Origin of the sequence: Butyrivibrio sp. XB500-5, from assembly GCF_003625505.1 — a bacterium.
Lineage (GTDB): Bacteria > Bacillota > Clostridia > Lachnospirales > Lachnospiraceae > Butyrivibrio.
This window is the reverse complement of the sequence record NZ_RAIS01000001.1, coordinates 240,865-259,307: the sequence shown is the minus strand read 5'-3', so window position 1 is coordinate 259,307 and position 18,443 is coordinate 240,865. Positions and strand designations below refer to the sequence as shown.

General features: G+C 43.2%; 14 protein-coding genes and 1 other RNA gene. 14 read left to right on the top strand and 1 reads right to left on the bottom strand.

Annotated elements, in window-relative coordinates; translation table 11 throughout:
* Positions 1-26: 26 nt before the first annotated feature.
* From D6856_RS01165 to D6856_RS01115, 11 genes are all read left to right on the top strand, one after another.
* On the top strand, positions 27-746 hold the full coding sequence (locus D6856_RS01165) for a hypothetical protein (RefSeq protein ID WP_120685387.1): 720 nt from the start codon (positions 27-29) through the stop codon (positions 744-746).
* 78 nt (positions 747-824) lie between these two features.
* The gene (gene gpmI, locus D6856_RS01160; protein ID WP_092243586.1) at positions 825-2,372 is read left to right on the top strand and encodes a 2,3-bisphosphoglycerate-independent phosphoglycerate mutase; all 1,548 of its coding nucleotides are present in this window, start codon (positions 825-827) and stop codon (positions 2,370-2,372) included.
* Between the two features lie 82 nt (positions 2,373-2,454).
* A complete protein-coding gene (secG, locus tag D6856_RS01155; protein ID WP_243113982.1) occupies positions 2,455-2,697 on the top strand; it encodes a preprotein translocase subunit SecG in 243 nt (80 codons plus the stop codon).
* A 75-nt stretch (positions 2,698-2,772) separates the two neighbouring features.
* Positions 2,773-5,136 carry a ribonuclease R gene (rnr, locus tag D6856_RS01150; RefSeq protein ID WP_120685385.1) on the top strand — a complete coding sequence of 788 codons (2,364 nt, stop codon included), beginning with the start codon at positions 2,773-2,775 and terminating at the stop codon, positions 5,134-5,136.
* Positions 5,137-5,154: 18 nt separating this feature from the next.
* A complete protein-coding gene (smpB, locus tag D6856_RS01145) occupies positions 5,155-5,625 on the top strand; it encodes an SsrA-binding protein SmpB (protein WP_092243578.1) in 471 nt (156 codons plus the stop codon).
* An 82-nt stretch (positions 5,626-5,707) separates the two neighbouring features.
* Positions 5,708-6,063: a transfer-messenger RNA gene (ssrA, locus tag D6856_RS01140) on the top strand.
* Positions 6,064-6,128: 65 nt separating this feature from the next.
* On the top strand, positions 6,129-7,808 hold the full coding sequence (locus D6856_RS01135; protein ID WP_120685384.1) for a glycoside hydrolase family 3 protein: 1,680 nt from the start codon (positions 6,129-6,131) through the stop codon (positions 7,806-7,808).
* A gap of 151 nt (positions 7,809-7,959) precedes the next feature.
* Complete coding sequence (locus tag D6856_RS01130) at positions 7,960-9,048, top strand: glycosyltransferase family 4 protein (protein WP_120685383.1); 1,089 nt, start codon at positions 7,960-7,962, stop codon at positions 9,046-9,048.
* 19 nt (positions 9,049-9,067) lie between these two features.
* Positions 9,068-9,583 carry an acyltransferase gene (locus tag D6856_RS01125; RefSeq protein ID WP_120685382.1) on the top strand — a complete coding sequence of 172 codons (516 nt, stop codon included), beginning with the start codon at positions 9,068-9,070 and terminating at the stop codon, positions 9,581-9,583.
* A gap of 56 nt (positions 9,584-9,639) precedes the next feature.
* A complete protein-coding gene (proB, locus tag D6856_RS01120; protein WP_120685381.1) occupies positions 9,640-10,437 on the top strand; it encodes a glutamate 5-kinase in 798 nt (265 codons plus the stop codon).
* Between the two features lie 75 nt (positions 10,438-10,512).
* Positions 10,513-12,282: a methyl-accepting chemotaxis protein gene (locus tag D6856_RS01115; RefSeq protein WP_120685380.1), complete on the top strand. Its 1,770-nt coding sequence runs from the start codon at positions 10,513-10,515 to the stop codon at positions 12,280-12,282.
* Positions 12,283-12,361: 79 nt separating this feature from the next.
* Here D6856_RS01115 and D6856_RS01110 read toward each other — a convergent pair whose 3' ends face one another.
* Positions 12,362-12,931, bottom strand: a complete 570-nt coding sequence (locus D6856_RS01110) for a hypothetical protein (RefSeq protein WP_120656332.1) — start codon at positions 12,929-12,931, stop codon at positions 12,362-12,364.
* A 101-nt stretch (positions 12,932-13,032) separates the two neighbouring features.
* Here D6856_RS01110 and D6856_RS01105 point away from each other — a divergent pair, with 101 nt between their 5' ends.
* The 3 genes from D6856_RS01105 (at position 13,033) to folD (ending at position 18,442) form a co-directional block, all read left to right on the top strand.
* A complete protein-coding gene (locus D6856_RS01105; RefSeq protein ID WP_120685379.1) occupies positions 13,033-15,840 on the top strand; it encodes an FtsK/SpoIIIE family DNA translocase in 2,808 nt (935 codons plus the stop codon).
* The gene (locus D6856_RS01100; RefSeq protein ID WP_092243562.1) at positions 15,841-17,517 is read left to right on the top strand and encodes a formate--tetrahydrofolate ligase; all 1,677 of its coding nucleotides are present in this window, start codon (positions 15,841-15,843) and stop codon (positions 17,515-17,517) included.
* A gap of 61 nt (positions 17,518-17,578) precedes the next feature.
* A complete protein-coding gene (gene folD, locus D6856_RS01095; protein WP_120685378.1) occupies positions 17,579-18,442 on the top strand; it encodes a bifunctional methylenetetrahydrofolate dehydrogenase/methenyltetrahydrofolate cyclohydrolase FolD in 864 nt (287 codons plus the stop codon).
* The last annotated feature ends 1 nt before the right edge of the window (position 18,443 follow it).

Sequence of the window (18,443 nt, the reverse complement as noted above, 5' to 3'; positions counted from 1 at the left end):
AGTTTGTTTTTATTTGGAGGAAAGAGATGTTTAGATTAAAAGGGACATATAAGGAGATTATTAGGGAACATTGGTTTTCTGTGGCATGTTTTTTGGTTGCAACATTTTTTGCAAGTATTACCATGAGTTTTATGCCTACATATCATTCAATGAGCGATAAGGCGTTTAGTTGTCTTTCGGGTATATTTTTTGGAATTACATTTGCAATATTGCCTTTTGAAGCTTATCGCGCATGGAAAAAGAATGTGTCCGATGATAACAGCGGAAAGAAAGGCGGATTTATCGCAGCGCTTATTGCGGTAACGGCAATAGGGATTATTTTAGGTATCGCAAACGGTATTTTTTCATCGACGACAACGGAAGGATTGGCGAGAAACTTAGAGAGTTTCGGGTTTACGGAAAAAACTGTTTTAACCATGGCCAATACTGAGTTTGTGATCAATCTGATCTTTGTGCTTATCACTTATATTTTTGCTTTGTATTATTTTTATAAAGCAAGTGGCCTGCCGGCAGGAATGTATATTCTGAAAGTAATGGTTGCGGGAGTTATATCGCTTATATGGCTTGGAGTATCCGCTGCGATATATATAGCGATCGGACAAGCTGCTGCAGGTCTTGTTGCGTATTTTTATCAGATATATATACTGATCTTCCTGTTGTACATAGGTTTGGTGCTGTATCCGTTCAGTCTTATACTGTTGTCCAAAACAAAATCAAACCCATCTTGTCATAAAGCCATTATTTGAGATATACTATGCAGTGGTAAAAATATAATTTTATTAGTTTTTTAATCGCTATATGCGTAGAAGATGGAGGATATATAAATGAGAGGTTCAAAGCCAACAGTTCTTTTGATCCTTGACGGATACGGAATCAACCCCAATCCTGAGGGAAATGCCATTGCTATGGCAAAGACTCCCGTTATGGATTCACTTATGAAGGAGTATCCTTTCGTACAGGGACTTGCAAGCGGACTTGCAGTAGGTCTTCCCGACGGACAGATGGGTAACTCAGAGGTCGGACACATGAACATGGGTGCCGGCAGAATTGTTTACCAGGAGCTCACAAGAATCACAAAGTCAATCGAGGACGGTGATTTCTTTACTAACGAAGGACTTATGGCAGCGATCAATAATTGCAAAGCCAATGATTCTGCACTTCATATGTACGGACTTGTTTCCGACGGCGGTGTACACAGCCATATCACTCATATTTACGGACTTCTTGAACTTGCTAAGAAGAACGGACTTAGTAAAGTTTATGTTCATTGCTTCCTTGACGGAAGAGACACACCTCCGGAGAGCGGAATTGACTTTGTACAGCAGCTTGAGGACAAGATGAAAGAACTTGGCGTTGGCCAGATTGCTTCTATCTCAGGTCGTTACTATGCTATGGACAGAGATAACAACTATGACCGTGTTGAGGTTGCTTACAACGCAATTACAAAGGGCGAGGGCAACAAGGCTGACAGCGCTCACGAGTGCATGGTTCAGACATACAAGGACGGTAAGACAGACGAGTTCGTTATCCCTACTGTTATTATGAAGAACGGAGCACCCGTTGCTACGGTTAAGGATAAGGATTCGATCATCTTCTTTAACTTCCGTCCCGACAGAGCAAGAGAGATCACACATTGCTTCTGCGATGATGATTTTGATAAGTTTAACAGAGGTAAGAGACTTGATGTAACTTATGTTTGCTTCACAGACTACGATCCTCTTATTCCTAATAAAGAAGTTGCATTTAAGAAGGTTCTTCTTACAAATACATTCGGTGAGTGGCTTGCCGCTAAGGGACTTAAGCAGGCTCGTATCGCTGAGACAGAGAAGTATGCACACGTTACATTCTTCTTTAACGGCGGTGTTGAGAAGCCCAACGACGGTGAGGACAGAGTGCTTGTAAACAGCCCTAAGGATGTTCCCACATACGATCTTAAGCCTCAGATGAGCGCACCCGAAGTATGCGAGAAGATTCTTGATGCCATCAACTCTCAGAAGTACGATGTTGTGGTTGCCAACTTCGCTAACCCCGACATGGTAGGACATACAGGTGTTATCCCTGCAGCGGTTTCCGCTATCGAGACTGTAGATGAGTGCGTTGGAAAGATCGTTGAGGCTATCAAGGCTGTTAACGGAACAATGTTCATCTGCGCAGACCACGGTAATGCCGACATGATGATCGACTATGAGACAGGTGAGCCTTGGACAGCTCATACAACAAACCCTGTTCCTTTCATCTTGGTTAACTATGATCCCGCATATACTCTTAAAGAGGGCGGTTGCCTTGCTGATATCATTCCTACACTTATCGAGTGCATGGGAGAAGAGCAGCCTGCAGAGATGACAGGAAAGTCTTTGTTGATTAAAAAGTGATAATATGATAAAGTAGTTTGTGCGCGACATTTAGCGCATGATTCTATAATATGCAGAATATGTACCGGGAGGAATGTATTTCGTGAGTACTTTAAGTTATGTAGTAGGAATTATTTTTATATTGGTTTGCCTTGCACTTGTTGTGCTTGTTCTTGCGCAGGAAGGTAAGAATCAGGGACTTGGTGCTATTCAGGGAACAGTTGAGAATACATATTGGGGCAAGAACAGAGGCCGTTCAAGAGAGGGAATTCTCAAGACTATAACGGTTGTTTTATCTGTGTTGTTTATAGTACTCAGTATACTTCTGAACATGAAACTGTTCTGATAGAACTGTTATTGTAAGATTATCGCAAGGCACTCTATAATAAAATAGAGTGCCTTGATTATTTTATGAGGGAATATGAGTAAAGGAAGAAGACTTAAAAGAGTAGAAGAAAGCTTATTCGGTAATAGCAAGAAATATGCTGACAACCATGTGGTAGGTCAGTTTATTTCTAATGCAAGAGGATTTGGCTTTGTGACTGTAGAAGGGGAAGATGAGGATATTTTTATTCCCGAAGATTACGTTCACGGAGCTTTTCATACAGATACTGTGGAAGTCGAGATTCTTCCCGTTCAGAGCGGCAAACGTAAAGAGGGACGTATCAGAAACATCCTTGTAAGAGGTATTCAGGAGATTGTCGGAACTTATCAGGCCGAGAAGAATTTCGGTTTTGTCATTCCAGACAGCGATAAGTTTACAAGCGATATCTTTATTCCGATTGAATTTCACGGAAGCGCTGTTACGGGAGATAAAGTTGTAGTTACCATAACGGATTACGGCGATGCCAAGAAGAGACAGAAGCCCGAGGGTAAGGTAAAAGAGGTTATCGGAAACATCAACGATCCGGGTGTCGATATCTTATCTATTGTAAAGAACTACGATATCCCGACGGAGTTCCCCGAGAAAGTTATAAATCAGGCCAATAAATGTCCCGATGTCATAAGTGAAGCGGATATGCTTGGCAGAATGGACCTCAGAGACGTTACTATGGTCACGATAGACGGAGAGGATGCAAAAGACCTTGACGATGCAGTAAGTCTTTCTATTGACGATGAAGGTCTTTACCATCTCGGAGTTCATATTGCGGATGTAACCAATTATGTTCAGGAAAAGTCGGCTCTCGATAGAGAAGCATTAAAGCGCGGAACCAGTGTTTATCTTGTGGATAGGGTTATACCCATGTTGCCTCACAGGCTTTCGAACGGTATCTGCTCGCTTAATCACGGCGAGGACAGACTTGCTCTTTCCTGCCTTATGACAATTGATAAGAACGGCGGCGTTATCGATCATGAGATCGCTGAGACTGTTATAAATGTCAACGAGAGAATGTCTTATACTTCCGTTGCCAAGATACTTGAGGATGAGGACGAAGAAGAGATCGCAAGATACGAAGAACTTGTGCCCATGTTCAAAGATATGGCCAAGCTTTCGTCCATTCTTAGAAAAAAGAGAGAGAAGAAGGGCGCAATAGACTTTGATTTCCCCGAGACCAAGATTATCCTTGATAAGGACGGAAATCCCATAGATATTGTTCCTCATGAGAGAAACACGGCAACGAAGCTTATCGAAGACTTCATGCTTGCGGCGAACCAGACGGTTGCCGAACACTTTTATTTCCTTCAGAGTCCGTTCGTATATCGTATACATGAGCAGCCCGATCCCGAGAAGATCGCTACGCTCTCTGCTTTTGTAAATAGCTTCGGACTTCATATAAAGACAAGACGCGATGAGGGAGTTAAGCCAAAAGAGCTGCAGAAGCTCCTTAAGAATATAGAGGGAAGCAAGGAAGAGGCTGTTATAAGCAGGATGACTCTTCGCAGTATGATGCAAGCTAAGTACAGCACGGAATGCACGGGACACTTCGGACTTGCATTTGACTACTATTGCCATTTTACCTCTCCCATCAGAAGATATCCCGATCTTCAGATCCACAGAATAATCAAAGATCATTTAAGAGGCAGGATGAATGAAGCCAAGATGCTTCATTACAGCGAGATCCTTGATGAAGTTGCCAAGCATTCTTCGGAGACGGAAAGAAGAGCTGAGGAAGCAGAGCGTGAGACCGATAAGCTCAAGAAAGCTCAGTACATGGAAAATCATGTCGGAGAAGTTTTTGAGGGCGTTGTATCAGGTGTGACCGCTTGGGGGCTTTTTGTTGAGCTTGAGAATTCCTGCGAAGGAATGGTCGCTGCTGCATCTATGGCCGATGATTTCTACGTATATGACGAAGCTCAGATGAAGCTTGTCGGCGAAAGATATCACAAGGAATACACTCTTGGTCAGAAGGTTAAGATCAAGGTTGTAGGAGCAGACAGAATCTCAAAGACAATCGACTTCAGGCTTGTCGATGAGGACTTTGATGAGAATGAAGATGAATTGTATTATGAAGAAGAGTATGTCCCCAAGGCTCGTAAGCTTGCGGGCGATAAAGCCAAAAAGATAAGAACTCTCAGCAAAAAAGCCAAGGAAGAGGTCGATAATGCGCAGATTTCCGAAGAAGTAGACAGGCTTTTGAAAAAGGCCAAGAAGGAATTATCAAAGACTTCCAAAGGAAAAGCTTCTAAAAAATCTGATAGGAAATCCGATAAGAAATCCGATAAGAACGCGGATAAGAAGTCTAAGTCCACAAGGAAGGTCTATAAGGTCCACAAGTACAAGAAATCTGCAACGAGCAAGGCTGCAAGAAGTGCGCAGGGTAAGGGCAGAAAGAAGAAAAGATAAAGAGAACAGGTAAGTAACATGGCAGAAGATAACAAGGCTAGAAAGCTTGTAGCTAACAACAAAAAAGCATATCACGATTATTTTATCGAGGAGAAGTACGAAGCGGGTATTGAGCTTTTCGGAACCGAGGTAAAATCAATCCGTCAGGGCAAGTGCAGTATAAAAGAAGCATGGATCAGCATTGATAAGGGCGAAGCTTTTATTATGGGCATGAACATAACCCCGTATGAGAAGGGCAACATCTTTAATAAGGATCCCTTAAGGGTTAAGAAGCTTCTTTTGCACAAAGCCGAGATAAGAAAGCTCGACCAGCAGAGAATGGTTCAGGGTTATACACTTGTACCTCTCGAGGTTTACTTTAAGAACGGCAAGGTTAAGGTTGAGATCGGTCTTGCCAAAGGTAAGAAGCTCTATGATAAGAGAGCCGATATGGCAAAAAAGGATCAGCAGAGAGAAATTGAAAAAGAGTTTAAGATGAAGTTCAAGTAAGTTTTCATTCATTAAACTATAGGTATATTGATTTTAGCTTTATTTGTCGATATACTTATGGAAGCGTAAGCTTCATATATAAGGGTTAGTAAAGGTTTCGACAGGGATTTTGAAGCTGGAGAAGCTATCCGCAGGATGGTGCGTTAAACCTCAAATTAAAATTAAACGCTAAAACAGATTTAGCTTTTGCTGCCTAAGCGCAGCTCGTCGACCTGAGTGCACCTACACATTTAGTAATCGGCGTCAAACTTTGTAGGAAACGACATGGCCTAAGCTTTGCGGTCATGGTCGTATCATGAAGCTACCGATTGTTTGCAGTTGTCAATTACCGCGAGCATGAGGGAACAGGGATGCAGAATCCCGAAATAATTGACTATGATAGTAGAAGTACAGGGGATGAATTTTTGGACACGGGTTCGACTCCCGTCTAATCCACTCTTAAAAGCGCTTGGTTAAGCGCTTTTTTCTTTAATGTTATAATTGTTTGATAAGAGGGAGAGTTTATGAGGAGAATCACATCGTTATTATTATCATGTATATTGGGAATAGGTATGTTTGGCCGGAACACTGTCTTTGTACAAGCTAAAGAAACCGCTGATTCCGTTGTCGCGTCAATGACGATAGATCAGAAGCTTGCGCAGATGATAATGCCGTCGCTGAGGACATGGAACGATCAGGATCTTACGGCTATGAACGGTGAACTTTCATCTGCTTTGGCAAAGTATGATTTCGGCGGGGTGATATTGTTTTCACAGAATACGAAGGATGCGGCGCAGACTACCGAGCTTATAAACGGCATTCAAAAAGCACACCTAAGCGGCGGATTTAAATCCAAGCTGTTTGTTGCGATAGATCAGGAAGGCGGCAGAGTTACTAGGCTGCAGACAGGTACTAAGATGCCCGGTAATATGGCTCTTGCTGCAACGGGGAATGCCACCAATGCTTTTAAGGCCGCAAATGTGATCGGAAGAGAACTTGCCGTTCAAGGATTTAATCTTGATTTTGCACCTGTTGTCGATGTAAATAATAATCCTGAGAATCCTGTGATAGGAGTCAGGTCTTTTTCGGATGATCCTGCTGTTGTGGCTCGTTTCGGTGCACAATTTGTAAAGGGACTTCACAGCCAAAAAGTGATGGCATGCCTTAAGCATTTTCCGGGACACGGGGATACGAATGTCGACAGTCATACGGGACTTCCAGTGATCAACAAAACCTACGAGGAATTAGAAAAAAATGAGCTTGTTCCGTATGTTTCTTTGGTTTCCAATGCGGATTTCATAATGACGGCTCATATTCAATATCCTCAGATTGAGAAAGATACATATGTTTCCAAAGCAAACGGGCAAAAGATAAATTTGCCTGCGACACTTTCCAAAAAGATTTTGACCGGAATCCTTAGAGAAAAACTGGGATATAAGGGACTTATAATTACCGACTCCATGGAAATGAAAGCCATTTCCGACAATTTTGACAAGGTAGATGCATCCGCAATGGCTATAAATGCAGGAGCGGATATGATCTTGATGCCGGTTCAGCTGTCTTCTGACAAGGCTCTGAAGGAGCTTGACGCATATATGGACGGTCTTTTGACCAAGGTAAAGAGCGGAGAGATATCCGAAGACAGAATAAATGAATCTGTAAAAAGAATCATAGAGACCAAGAATAAATACGGGCTTTTAAATACAAGCGTTGAAGCTTCTTCAAAAAAGGCTGCGGATGTTGTGGGCTCAAGGCAGAACAAGGCCGTTGAATGGGAGATTGCAAAGGCCGGAGTTACCGCCGTTAAGAATGACGGAGTATGTCCTATTGAAAAAGATAAAAAGGTAGTTGTTTTCTATCCTCAAGCCGATCAGCTCGGATCCATACAGAACGGTATAGATATTGCAGGAGCTTCTGCGGCCTCACTTATATGCTATGGAAAAGGTCTTGATGCTTCGGCAGATTCCGCGATACAAAACGCAGATGTAGTGGTGTGCTTATCGACCTGCGCCACGGGGGAAGAGTTACATAAGAATACTGAGGTAAAGACGCTTGTTGAAAAGACTAAACTCGCAGATAAAAAGATTGTGGTTTTAAGCACAAATCTGCCGTATGATCTTAGGGAACTTGAAAACGCAGATGCACTTGTTGCATGCTACGGACCGGGAATAAATGTTACCGCCGCAATATACAAGTTGTTTTAAGGCATATTATTTTTCCGCTTTTTATCTATAATTTAGAGAAGAAATAGCGAAAAACAGATACTGTTAAACAATGTCGCAGTGTGGTATATTATTTGCATATGGTGGCGTTTTTTCTTGAAAATAAGGGAATTGAAGCGTCGGGGGATGGTATATGTCAGAGAATAAACGCAGAGTTTGCATGATCGTGCAACAGCGTGATGTCAAAGGCGGTATCGCCGCGGTTGTTTCCGGATATTATGGAAGCAGACTGGAAGATGACTATGATATCAGGTATGTTGAATCGTATTGTGACGGAAGCAAATTCCAAAAGCTTATAAAAGCAGTGAAAGGCTTAATGGAGTATCGCAAGGTACTCAGAACCTTTAAGCCCGAGCTTGTTCATATTCACTCTTCTTTCGGTCCGAGCTTTTACAGGATGCAACCCTTTTTGTATTTGGCCAAAAGAAAGAAAATCCCCGTTATAGATCACCTTCACGGCGCTGATTTTAAGACATTTTACGAGGAAGCTTCGGATAAAAAGAAGAAGCTCATCAAGAAGGTTTATAACGATTTTTCTAAGATAATAGTTCTTTCCAAAGAGTGGGAAGAGACTATGTCACATATTGTCCCAACAGAAAAGCTTACAGTTATCGAGAATTATTGCAGACCCCAAGACAAAAGCACTGTAGAGAGCTTCTTTGACGACAGGTTTGATAAAAAGCAGATTCTTTTCCTCGGAGAACTCGGGAAAAGAAAAGGCGGTTATGATTTTGCGCCTATAGTAAAAAAGACGCTGGCCAAGGTTCCGGACGCATCCTTTGTTTTTTGCGGAAGCGGAGATGAGGCCGATGTTGAAGAGATAACGTATGATGTATACAGCGTGACCACTAAGGAGAAAGCTCTTTTTCCCGGTTGGGTCAGAGGAGAAGAGAAGGATAAGTTCCTTAGAGAATCCTCAATATATCTTCTTCCGTCTTATGATGAAGGACTTCCGATGTCGATTCTTGATGCGATGGCTTACGGACTACCCGTTGTTTCGACCAATGTAGGCGGAATTCCCAAGATCGTACGAGGCGGAGTAAACGGCTTTATATCAGGACCAGGTGACGTCGACAGTATAAGCGACGGGATCGCTAAGTTGTTATCTGACAAGGATGTATATATCCGTGCTTCAAAGGGAAGCTATGAAATAGCTGACAAAGAGTACAATTTTGATACACATATTTCCAAGCTTGAAAAGGTATATGATACTTTCCTTTAAATAAAAAACGGAGGAAAAAATGAGATCACCCTTTCTGTATTTTAAAAATTTCATAGGAATCGGATGTAGGAAACTTCGCTTTTTATCTGCTTTTTCTGCGGGAGCGATCCAGACTTTCGATAAGCTTCATGTAGAAATATATAAAAAAGGTAAGATCAAACTCGGAAGCTACAATCAGAACAGAGGTAATCTCTATCTTGTAGCGGACGGCGGAGAGCTTAAGATCGGTGATCATTGTTTTTTTAACACGGGAACATGTATTACCGCAGCCAAATCCGTAACCATCGGAAATAACTGCAAATTCGGCAACAACGTTGTTATCGTGGATCACGATCATGATTTCAGGAATAAGACTGACAGTGAGTTCATCAGTGCCGACGTCGTTATTGAAGATGACGTGTGGGTCGGCGCGGGAGCGGTGATTCTCCGCGGAACTCATATCGGTAAGGGCGCTGTAATAGGTGCCGGTAGCATAATAAAAGGAAAAATTGATCCAAACGCTATAATAATTCAGAAGAGATCGACCGATATATAATGAAATGTCATATTGGCCGGATTGATAATAAACATTATAAGAGAGTGTAAGAAGACATGGCAGTCAGTAAAAAAAGAATTGTTGTTAAGGTGGGAACATCCACTATCACTAACGAGAGCGGTAATGTAGATATTCGTGCTCTCGATCATTTATGCAGAGCTCTTTCGGGAGTTGAGAATCTTGGTTATGACCTGGTGCTTGTATCATCGGGTGCCATCGCTGTAGGCGCCGGAAAGATGAGGCTTGCTCAGAAACCAAAGGAACTCAAGATGAAGCAGGCGGCTGCAGCCGTAGGTCAGACAGAGCTTATGCATCTTTATGACAAGTTCTTTGGTGAATACAACAGAATGGTAGGCCAGATACTTCTGGATAATGCGGATTTCAGCAATCCTGTCAGAAGTGAGAATCTAAAGAACACATTTGATGCTCTTTTGGAAAATCATATTATTCCAATAGTTAATGAAAACGACTCCGTAAGCCATACGGAGATCGAATCGGAAAAGAAGCTGTTCTCCGATAACGACATGTTATCGGCTCTTGTTGCGGTATTCTGCAATGCAAGTAAGCTTATCATCTTTTCCGATATAGACGGACTTTACGACGGTAATCCCAAGACGGATCCCAATGCCAAGGTGATCAGCAGAGTCGAGGAGATTACAGACGAGCTTAGGAAAGTTGCTTCGGGATCAGGCTCTAATAGGGGGACGGGCGGAATGATCACCAAATTGGAAGCGGCTGAGCTTGCTACTTCTCACGGAATCGATGTTCTTGTTACAAACGGCAAGAATCCCGAGAAGCTCTATGACATCATAGAGAAAAAGAAGGTCGGAACATTGTTCGTCGCAAAAGAGTGACGCAAGTCGCGTGCACCTAATCATAGGGGAGACGTCCCCTGTGGTGTATAAAAAATCAAATATGGAGGCCAGTGTATGAAAAGCAAAAAGAAAAAAGGGGTAAAATGGTATCATTCAATTTTATTTCAGGTTATCGCCGTTAACGTTGCGATGTTGGTCGTATTCGGAGCGGTAATGTTCCTCACAATGGACTCACTCGATAACACTGTCAACAATTCTAACGCTTTGATCAATTATGTTGCTGAAGCCAACATGTATGAAGGGAAAGTTTCAACACAAATATATGATATTTATGCTCAGCCGTTTGTTTATATTTACGCGAGCAGAGATCAGAAACCCGAGATTGATACAACGGTAAGGGCAGATCTTGAAGAACTCAAGACATCAATGAATTCACTTATCGGAGTTTTTTCCAAGAACGACGATAAATTTTCCGCCAATGCTCTCAAGATCGCGAAGGAACTCAGTGTACGTGTCGATACGTATATTTCTTCCGTTACAAACGCCATGGATCTTGCCAAATCCGGAGCAGGTGCTCAGTGTACCGTTGTCATGGAGGGCGAGGTTAAAGAACTTATGAAAAATATCGACCGTCGTTTGGCAGAGCTTGACGCTGCGGTTGACGCTCTTTCATACGGTTCGATAAACAACATGATAGATTCAAGGAATCAGGCAGTGCTTAAGTCTGTTATCGGACTTGCTATATTCCTTATCTGTCTTGCATTAACATTTGCGCTTAACTACTTTGTTATCGTTAAGAAGATCAGATCTATCTCCAATGAAGTTAATGCCATCATAGATGATATTGATAACGGCAAAGGAGATCTTACGACAAGGATCAATACCAAGACTAATTCCGAGCTTATTTTCTTTAAGAACGGTTTCAACAGATTTATTGAGAATCTTCAGAACGTTATGCGTGAAGTTAAGAACGGAACGGTTGTACTTACAACATCGGAGGAAGAGGTTTCCGAGAAGATACAGAAAGCCAACGACAATGTTACCAATACTTCGGCAGCTCTTCAGGAGCTCTCTGCAAGCATGGACACTGTATCGGCTACAGCTACAACAATGACTGAGAAACTTGTTGATGTTAAGAGCGCTACAGACAGCATCAATGCAGAGGTTGCGGAAGGAAAAGAGACAGCAGAGCACATCAAGATTGAGGCTGAATCCGTTCAGGAAGAAGTTAACCAGAAGAAGAGCAACACAGGAAGTAAGATGGAAGAGCTCAGTGCCGTTCTAGAGCAGTCAGTTCAGGATTCCGAGCAGGTTAACCAGATCGGTGAGCTTACCAATGTAATTCTTGATATCGCATCACAGACCAATCTTCTTGCTCTTAACGCCAGCATTGAAGCTGCAAGAGCAGGTGAAGCCGGAAGAGGCTTTGCGGTTGTTGCTGAGGAGATCAGCTCACTTGCCGAGAACAGCAGACAGACAGCGGGTAATATCCAGAAGATCAGTCAGGATGTTACCGATGCGGTTAAGGCTCTTTCAGATAATGCCATGCAGGTGCTTGAATTCATCAACACCACTGTTCTTTCCGATTACGATTCATTTGTAGAGGTTGGAGAGAAGTATGAGAATACTGCGGCAATAATTGATGATATGCTCAATAAGTTCAGTGAAAAAGCTGAGAATCTCGGCGTTATCATGGAGCAGATGTCAGAGCATGTTACATCGATCAACCAGTCGGTTCAGGAGAGTACGGTTGCCATCAATACTTCAGCTACAAACTCAACAGAGATTGTAGGACAGATGCAGGGCATCGGAGAAGCTATGGACAACAACAACAGAGTTACTAGTCAGCTTTCAGACAGCACAAAGCAGTTTGTGACCGTTTAAGTTTAATAAATATTAACGGCATCGCCTTTATATAGGCGATGCCGTTTTTTATACCATAAGGCAATTATTTTATTGGTGATCAAATATTCTCATGATACTTGTCATAGATCTCGGTGAGATATGACTTAACTATCTGAATATTGGTCATCTTTCGAAGATCGGAATTGCCCATCATTACGGCAATTTCATCTGCAAGAAGAAGCATATTGTAGATTTTGAGCTTAAACTGATCTCTGTCAAGCTCGTCGATGTTGACCTGCATAAGAGGTGAACCGAGCTTAAGTGTAACGTTGTCATCAGCGATACCTGTGAGCATCATACGTGTTGTGGGATCGAAGTTGACATAGAGAATAAGTTTTTCTTTCTCATGCTTCTTAAGTGTGTTCTCATTCTGATGAGAAGTCTCGAGCCACTCGTAAAGATCTGCTTCATCAGGGTTTAAAAGGAACTTTGTAAGCTCATCCTTGTGCTTTTCTACATACTGCATATATTTGCTGGCGCTGGGACCAGTGTAAGCAAGTTCAACTCTTACTCCCGAATCCGAGCGTACAAGCCTGCATTTCTCGGCAACCTCTTTAATCTTTAATGTTGTTTCGTTTGATCCGATCATCTTAAAGGTGCCGGTTTCTAATTCCTGCTTGAATTCCATTGTGATCTCCTTTTTTCTAAATCTACAGTAACGTAAGTATAGCATAAGGGTGCTAAAAATGGTATACTAATAGAGATTTTGTAAAGAAATAAGGGGATAACATGTCACAGAGTAACAAGGGGAGAAAACAGACAAGAAAATCATCCAACAGCTCGTCATCAAGGAGCGGTTCAAGGACTACTCAGCGTCATATTAATGAGGAAGTTGACTATTCCTTAAGAAGCGAGCTTATTGTCATTGCAATGGTAGCTCTTACCATTTTCCTTTTTTTGTGTAATTTCGGTATCTGCGGAAGCATAGGAAACACCATAAGCGGAGTATTGTTCGGCTTATTCGGTTTCACGGCTTATCTTGCGCCTTTACTTGCGCTGTTTTGCGTGGTTATAGGCGTTGCCAACTTCGGATCCAGCGCTTCTACAAGAAAGATAGTTTCCGGGATCGTTCTTTTTATCATTTTAGGTATGATATTGGAGCTTTTCACCAGAAGACCGCAGGGAACCGAGTCTTACAGCATTTCATATGTTTTCAACGAAGCAAGAAGAGCGCACAACGGAGGAGGATTCTTCGCAGGCTCACTTGCATATCTTTCATATAAGTATTTATCACTTGCCGGAACGGCTCTTTTGCTGCTTTTGATCGGTATAGCAAGCGTTGTTATCTTTACCGAGCAGTCTTTTGTAGGCGGTATCAAGAAGGGCGGCCGCAAGATCATCGAAAAGACCAAGGAAGACGCCGCCAACTACAGAGAATACTCAAGAGAGCGCAGAGAGAGGATTGAACAAAGACGTGCTCAGATTGAGGAAGACAGACGTCTTGCCATTGAGCAAAAAGAGGATGAGAAGATCCTTCGCATGGAAAAGAATGTGCGCGGTGTTATGATCGATACGCAGCTTTCCAAGGAAGATGAAGAAGCGGATGATATGAGCGAGATCCGTATTCATGGCGCCGACACGGAAGATAAGAAGAATATCTTTATTCCCGATGAAGATGAGTTCCACGATGACATACATGAGATCGTACTTAAGAAACATGAGATAGAGACTGATGTTGAGCCCGACGGACAAAGAGCCTTTAAAACAGGCATCAAGATCCACGGAATGGGTTATGACGACTACGAGCCCGAAGACGAAGCACGTGATGAAATACATGATATTAAGCCTTCGACTAAAGGTAAGCTTGTTGCCACAGCGGCTAAGGAAGCTCCCATGGAAGATGATATTCTTCCGGATGTTCCTATTCATGCGGAGAACCTTGGAAACGGAATGAACGGCGAATATGCAATACATGCTCAGGATCATATATCAAGGAGCCCCGGTGCTTCTTCTAAGATAACGTCATCGGCTTCAATGCCTACAAGCACCCATGTGCCTGACGGCCCGGGTCCTCATACGGTTAATGTCGGTATGGAAAAAGAGATTGAGCAGCACAAGAAGGCTATGCCCAAGAAGTATGTATTTCCGCCGCTTTCTCTTTTGGAAAAGGGTACAAGAAATAAGAATTCGGATTCTGCAAGGCAGCTCAAAGAGACTGCGCTTAAATTGCAGGAGACTCTCAAGACCTTTGGAGTTAACGTTACCGTTACCGATATAAGCCAGGGACCTTCTGTCACAAGATTTGAGCTTCAGCCTGAGGCAGGTGTAAGAGTTAATAAGATAGTCGGACTTGCGGATGATATTAAGATGAATCTGGCCGCAAGAGATATCAGAATAGAAGCTCCCATTCCGGGCAAGGCAGCTGTGGGAATCGAGGTTCCGAACAGAGAAAATCAGGCCGTTGCCTTAAGAGATCTCTTTGAATCCAGAGAGTTTAAGGACTTTTCATCCAAGCTTGCTTTTGCGGTTGGTAAAGATATCGCAGGTAAGACGGTTGTTACCGATATAGCCAAGATGCCACACCTTCTTATTGCGGGCGCTACCGGATCGGGTAAATCGGTATGTATAAATACGATCATCATGAGCCTTATTTACAAGGCTAAGCCTGAAGAAGTGCAGATGATCATGATCGATCCCAAGATCGTTGAACTTAGTGTTTACAACGGAATCCCGCACCTTATGATCCCCGTTGTGACTGATCCCAAGAAAGCTGCTGCAGCTCTTAACTGGGCGGTTGCGGAGATGACTAACAGATATAAGAAGTTTGCCGATGCGGGTGTTCGTGACCTCAAGGGATATAATAAGCTTGCAGAAAAGAGCAGCGATCCCGAAATGAGCGTTATGCCTCAGATCGTGGTTATTGTAGATGAGCTTGCAGACCTTATGATGGTATCCGCCAACGAGGTTGAGGATGCTATCTGCAGACTTACACAGCTTGCGAGAGCTGCGGGCATTCATCTTATTATTGCTACTCAGAGACCTTCCGTTGATGTCATCACGGGTCTTATCAAGGCGAACATGCCCAGCCGAGTTGCGTTTGCGGTATCGAGCGGTGTTGATTCGAGAACCATTCTCGATATCAACGGTGCCGAGAAGCTTCTTGGTAAAGGAGATATGTTATTCTATCCTCAGGGCTATACGAAACCTGCCAGAATTCAAGGAGCGTTTGTTTCTGACAAGGAAGTTCAGGCGGTTACGGATTTCATAAGAAATCAGGATATACAATCAAGCTACGGCGAAGGTGTTGAAGAACAGCTTGCAAATTACCAGAGTCAGTCCGGCGGAAGTAGCGGTGCTTCCATAGGTGGAGATTCGGACAGAGATGAGTATTTTGTACAAGCCGGAGAGATTATCATAGAAAAAGAAAAAGCGTCCATAGGAATGCTCCAGAGAGTATTCAAGATCGGCTTTAACAGGGCCGCAAGGATTATGGATCAGTTATGTGAAGCCGGGGTGGTCGGCGATGAAGAAGGTACTAAACCCAGAAAGGTACTAATGACCAAAGCTGAGTTTGATAGGTATGTAGGAGGAGAATAAATGGCTTTTAAAAGTGACATTGAAATCGCACAGGAAGCAAAAATGCTACACATCAGAGATGTAGCGGAAGGAATCGGGATTGAAGAGGACGATCTTGAATTCTACGGTAAGCACAAGGCTAAGCTTACAGAGGAGTATCTTAGAAAGGTACAGAGTAACAAGGAAGGAAAACTTATCCTTGTAACAGCCATCAATCCTACTCCTGCGGGAGAAGGAAAGACAACCACAAGTGTTGGACTCGGAGATGCACTCAGAAGACTTGGATACAAGACTGTTATAGCTCTTAGAGAGCCTTCACTCGGACCTTGCTTCGGAATAAAGGGCGGAGCGGCCGGCGGCGGATACGCACAGGTAGTTCCGATGGAAGATCTCAACCTTCATTTTACAGGTGATTTCCATGCCATTACATCCGCAAACAACCTGCTTGCGGCTATTTTGGACAATCATATTCAGCAGGGTAATGAACTGCAGATCGATACAAGACAGATCATATGGAAAAGAGCCGAGGATATGAATGACAGAGCTCTTCGAAATATCGTTGTAGGTCTTGGAGCCAAGACTGACGGTGTTCCCAGAGAAGATCACTTTGTTATTACGGTTGCTTCCGAGATAATGGCAATTCTTTGTCTCGCAAGCGATCTTAACGATCTTAAGGACAGACTTTCAAGGATTATTGTTGCATATAACTTTGCGGGAGAACCCGTTACCGCAGGTGACCTTCAGGCGGTCGGCGCTATGGCCGCACTTCTTAAGGATGCACTTAAGCCCAATCTTGTTCAGACACTTGAGCACACACCTGTAATCGTACACGGCGGTCCTTTTGCAAATATCGCTCACGGATGTAACTCCGTAAGAGCTACAAAGACAGCACTTAAGATAGCAGATTATACTGTAACGGAGGCAGGCTTCGGTGCCGATCTCGGTGCAGAGAAGTTCCTTGATATCAAGTGCAGGATCGCGGGACTTAAGCCTGATGCTGTTGTTCTTGTTGCAACTATCAGAGCTCTTAAGTACAACGGCGGAATCCCCAAGGCTGAGCTTGGAACAGAGAATCTTGAAGCCCTTAAGAAGGGAATCGTTAATCTTGAGAAGCACATAGAGAACATCCAGAAATACGGTGTTCCCGTTGTTGTAACGCTTAACTCATTCCTTACTGATACAGAAGCAGAGACAGAGTTCGTCAAGAAGTTCTGCGAGGAGAGAGGTTGTAACTTCGCTCTTTCAGAGGTTTGGGAAAAAGGCGGAGAAGGCGGACAGGATCTTGCAATGAAAGTTGTCGAGAGCATCAAGAACAAGCCTTCTAACTATGCACCTATCTATAAGGATGAGCTTTCGCTCAAAGATAAGATCAATACTATCTCTACTGAGATTTACGGCGCCGATGGCGTTACATATACACCTGCTGCGTCCAAGCAGCTTGCCAAGATTGAAGAGATGGGTTTCGGAAATCTTCCTGTCTGCATGGCAAAAACACAGTATTCTCTTTCGGATGATCCCGCAATGCTCGGAAGACCTACAGGTTATAACATCACAGTAAGAGAAGCTTATGTTTCAGCAGGAGCAGGCTTTGTTGTTGCACTTACAGGTGCGATCATGACAATGCCCGGACTTCCCAAGCATCCTGCAGCTTACGACATCGATGTCGATGAGACGGGCAAGATCACAGGATTGTTCTAAGAGTTAATGCGGATTTCGCATATAATATTTACAAAAATCTTTCTACAAAACAGGAGACACGATGAGCGCACAGATTATTGACGGAAAAGCAATTTCACAGAATATTAAGGACGAACTTAAGGAAAAGACAGCTCTTTTAAAGGAAAAGGGTATAGAGGTAACTCTTGCCGTTATCCTTGTCGGAGAGGATCCCGCTTCGCAGGTTTATGTAAGGAATAAAAAGAAAGCTTGCGAGTATATCGGATATAAGTCTTTATCCTATGAGCTTCCGGCAGATACAACTCAGGAAGAGCTCCTTAAGCTCATCGATGAGCTTAATAACAGAAAGGATGTAGACGGTATTCTTGTTCAGATGCCGCTTCCTAAGCAGATTGATGAAAAGACTGTTATTGATGCGATATCTCCCGATAAGGACGTAGACGGATTCCATCCGATGAATGTCGGCGCTCTTTGCATCGGTGAGCAGGGCTTTGTATCATGTACACCCGCAGGAGTTATCCAGCTTCTTAAAAGAGGTTGCGACGGAAAAATAGATATTGCCGGTAAAGAGTGCGTTATCGTCGGAAGATCCAATATTGTAGGTAAGCCTATGGCTCTTTTGATGCTCAGAGAAAATGCGACTGTTACGATCGCACATTCAAGAACCAAAGATCTTAAGGATGTTTGCAAGAGAGCGGATATTCTTATAGCGGCTGTAGGAAAAGCCGGCATGATCACTGCAGAGCATGTCAAAGAGGGCGCGGTTGTTATTGATGTCGGAATTAACAGAGGCGCAGACGGAAAGCTCTGCGGCGATGTCCTTTACGATGAAGTTTCACAGATTGCAAGTGCGATCACTCCGGTACCCGGCGGCGTAGGTCCCATGACCATCGCGATGCTTATGAACAATTGTTATGAAGCGGCACTTATGCATAATTCTATTTGAG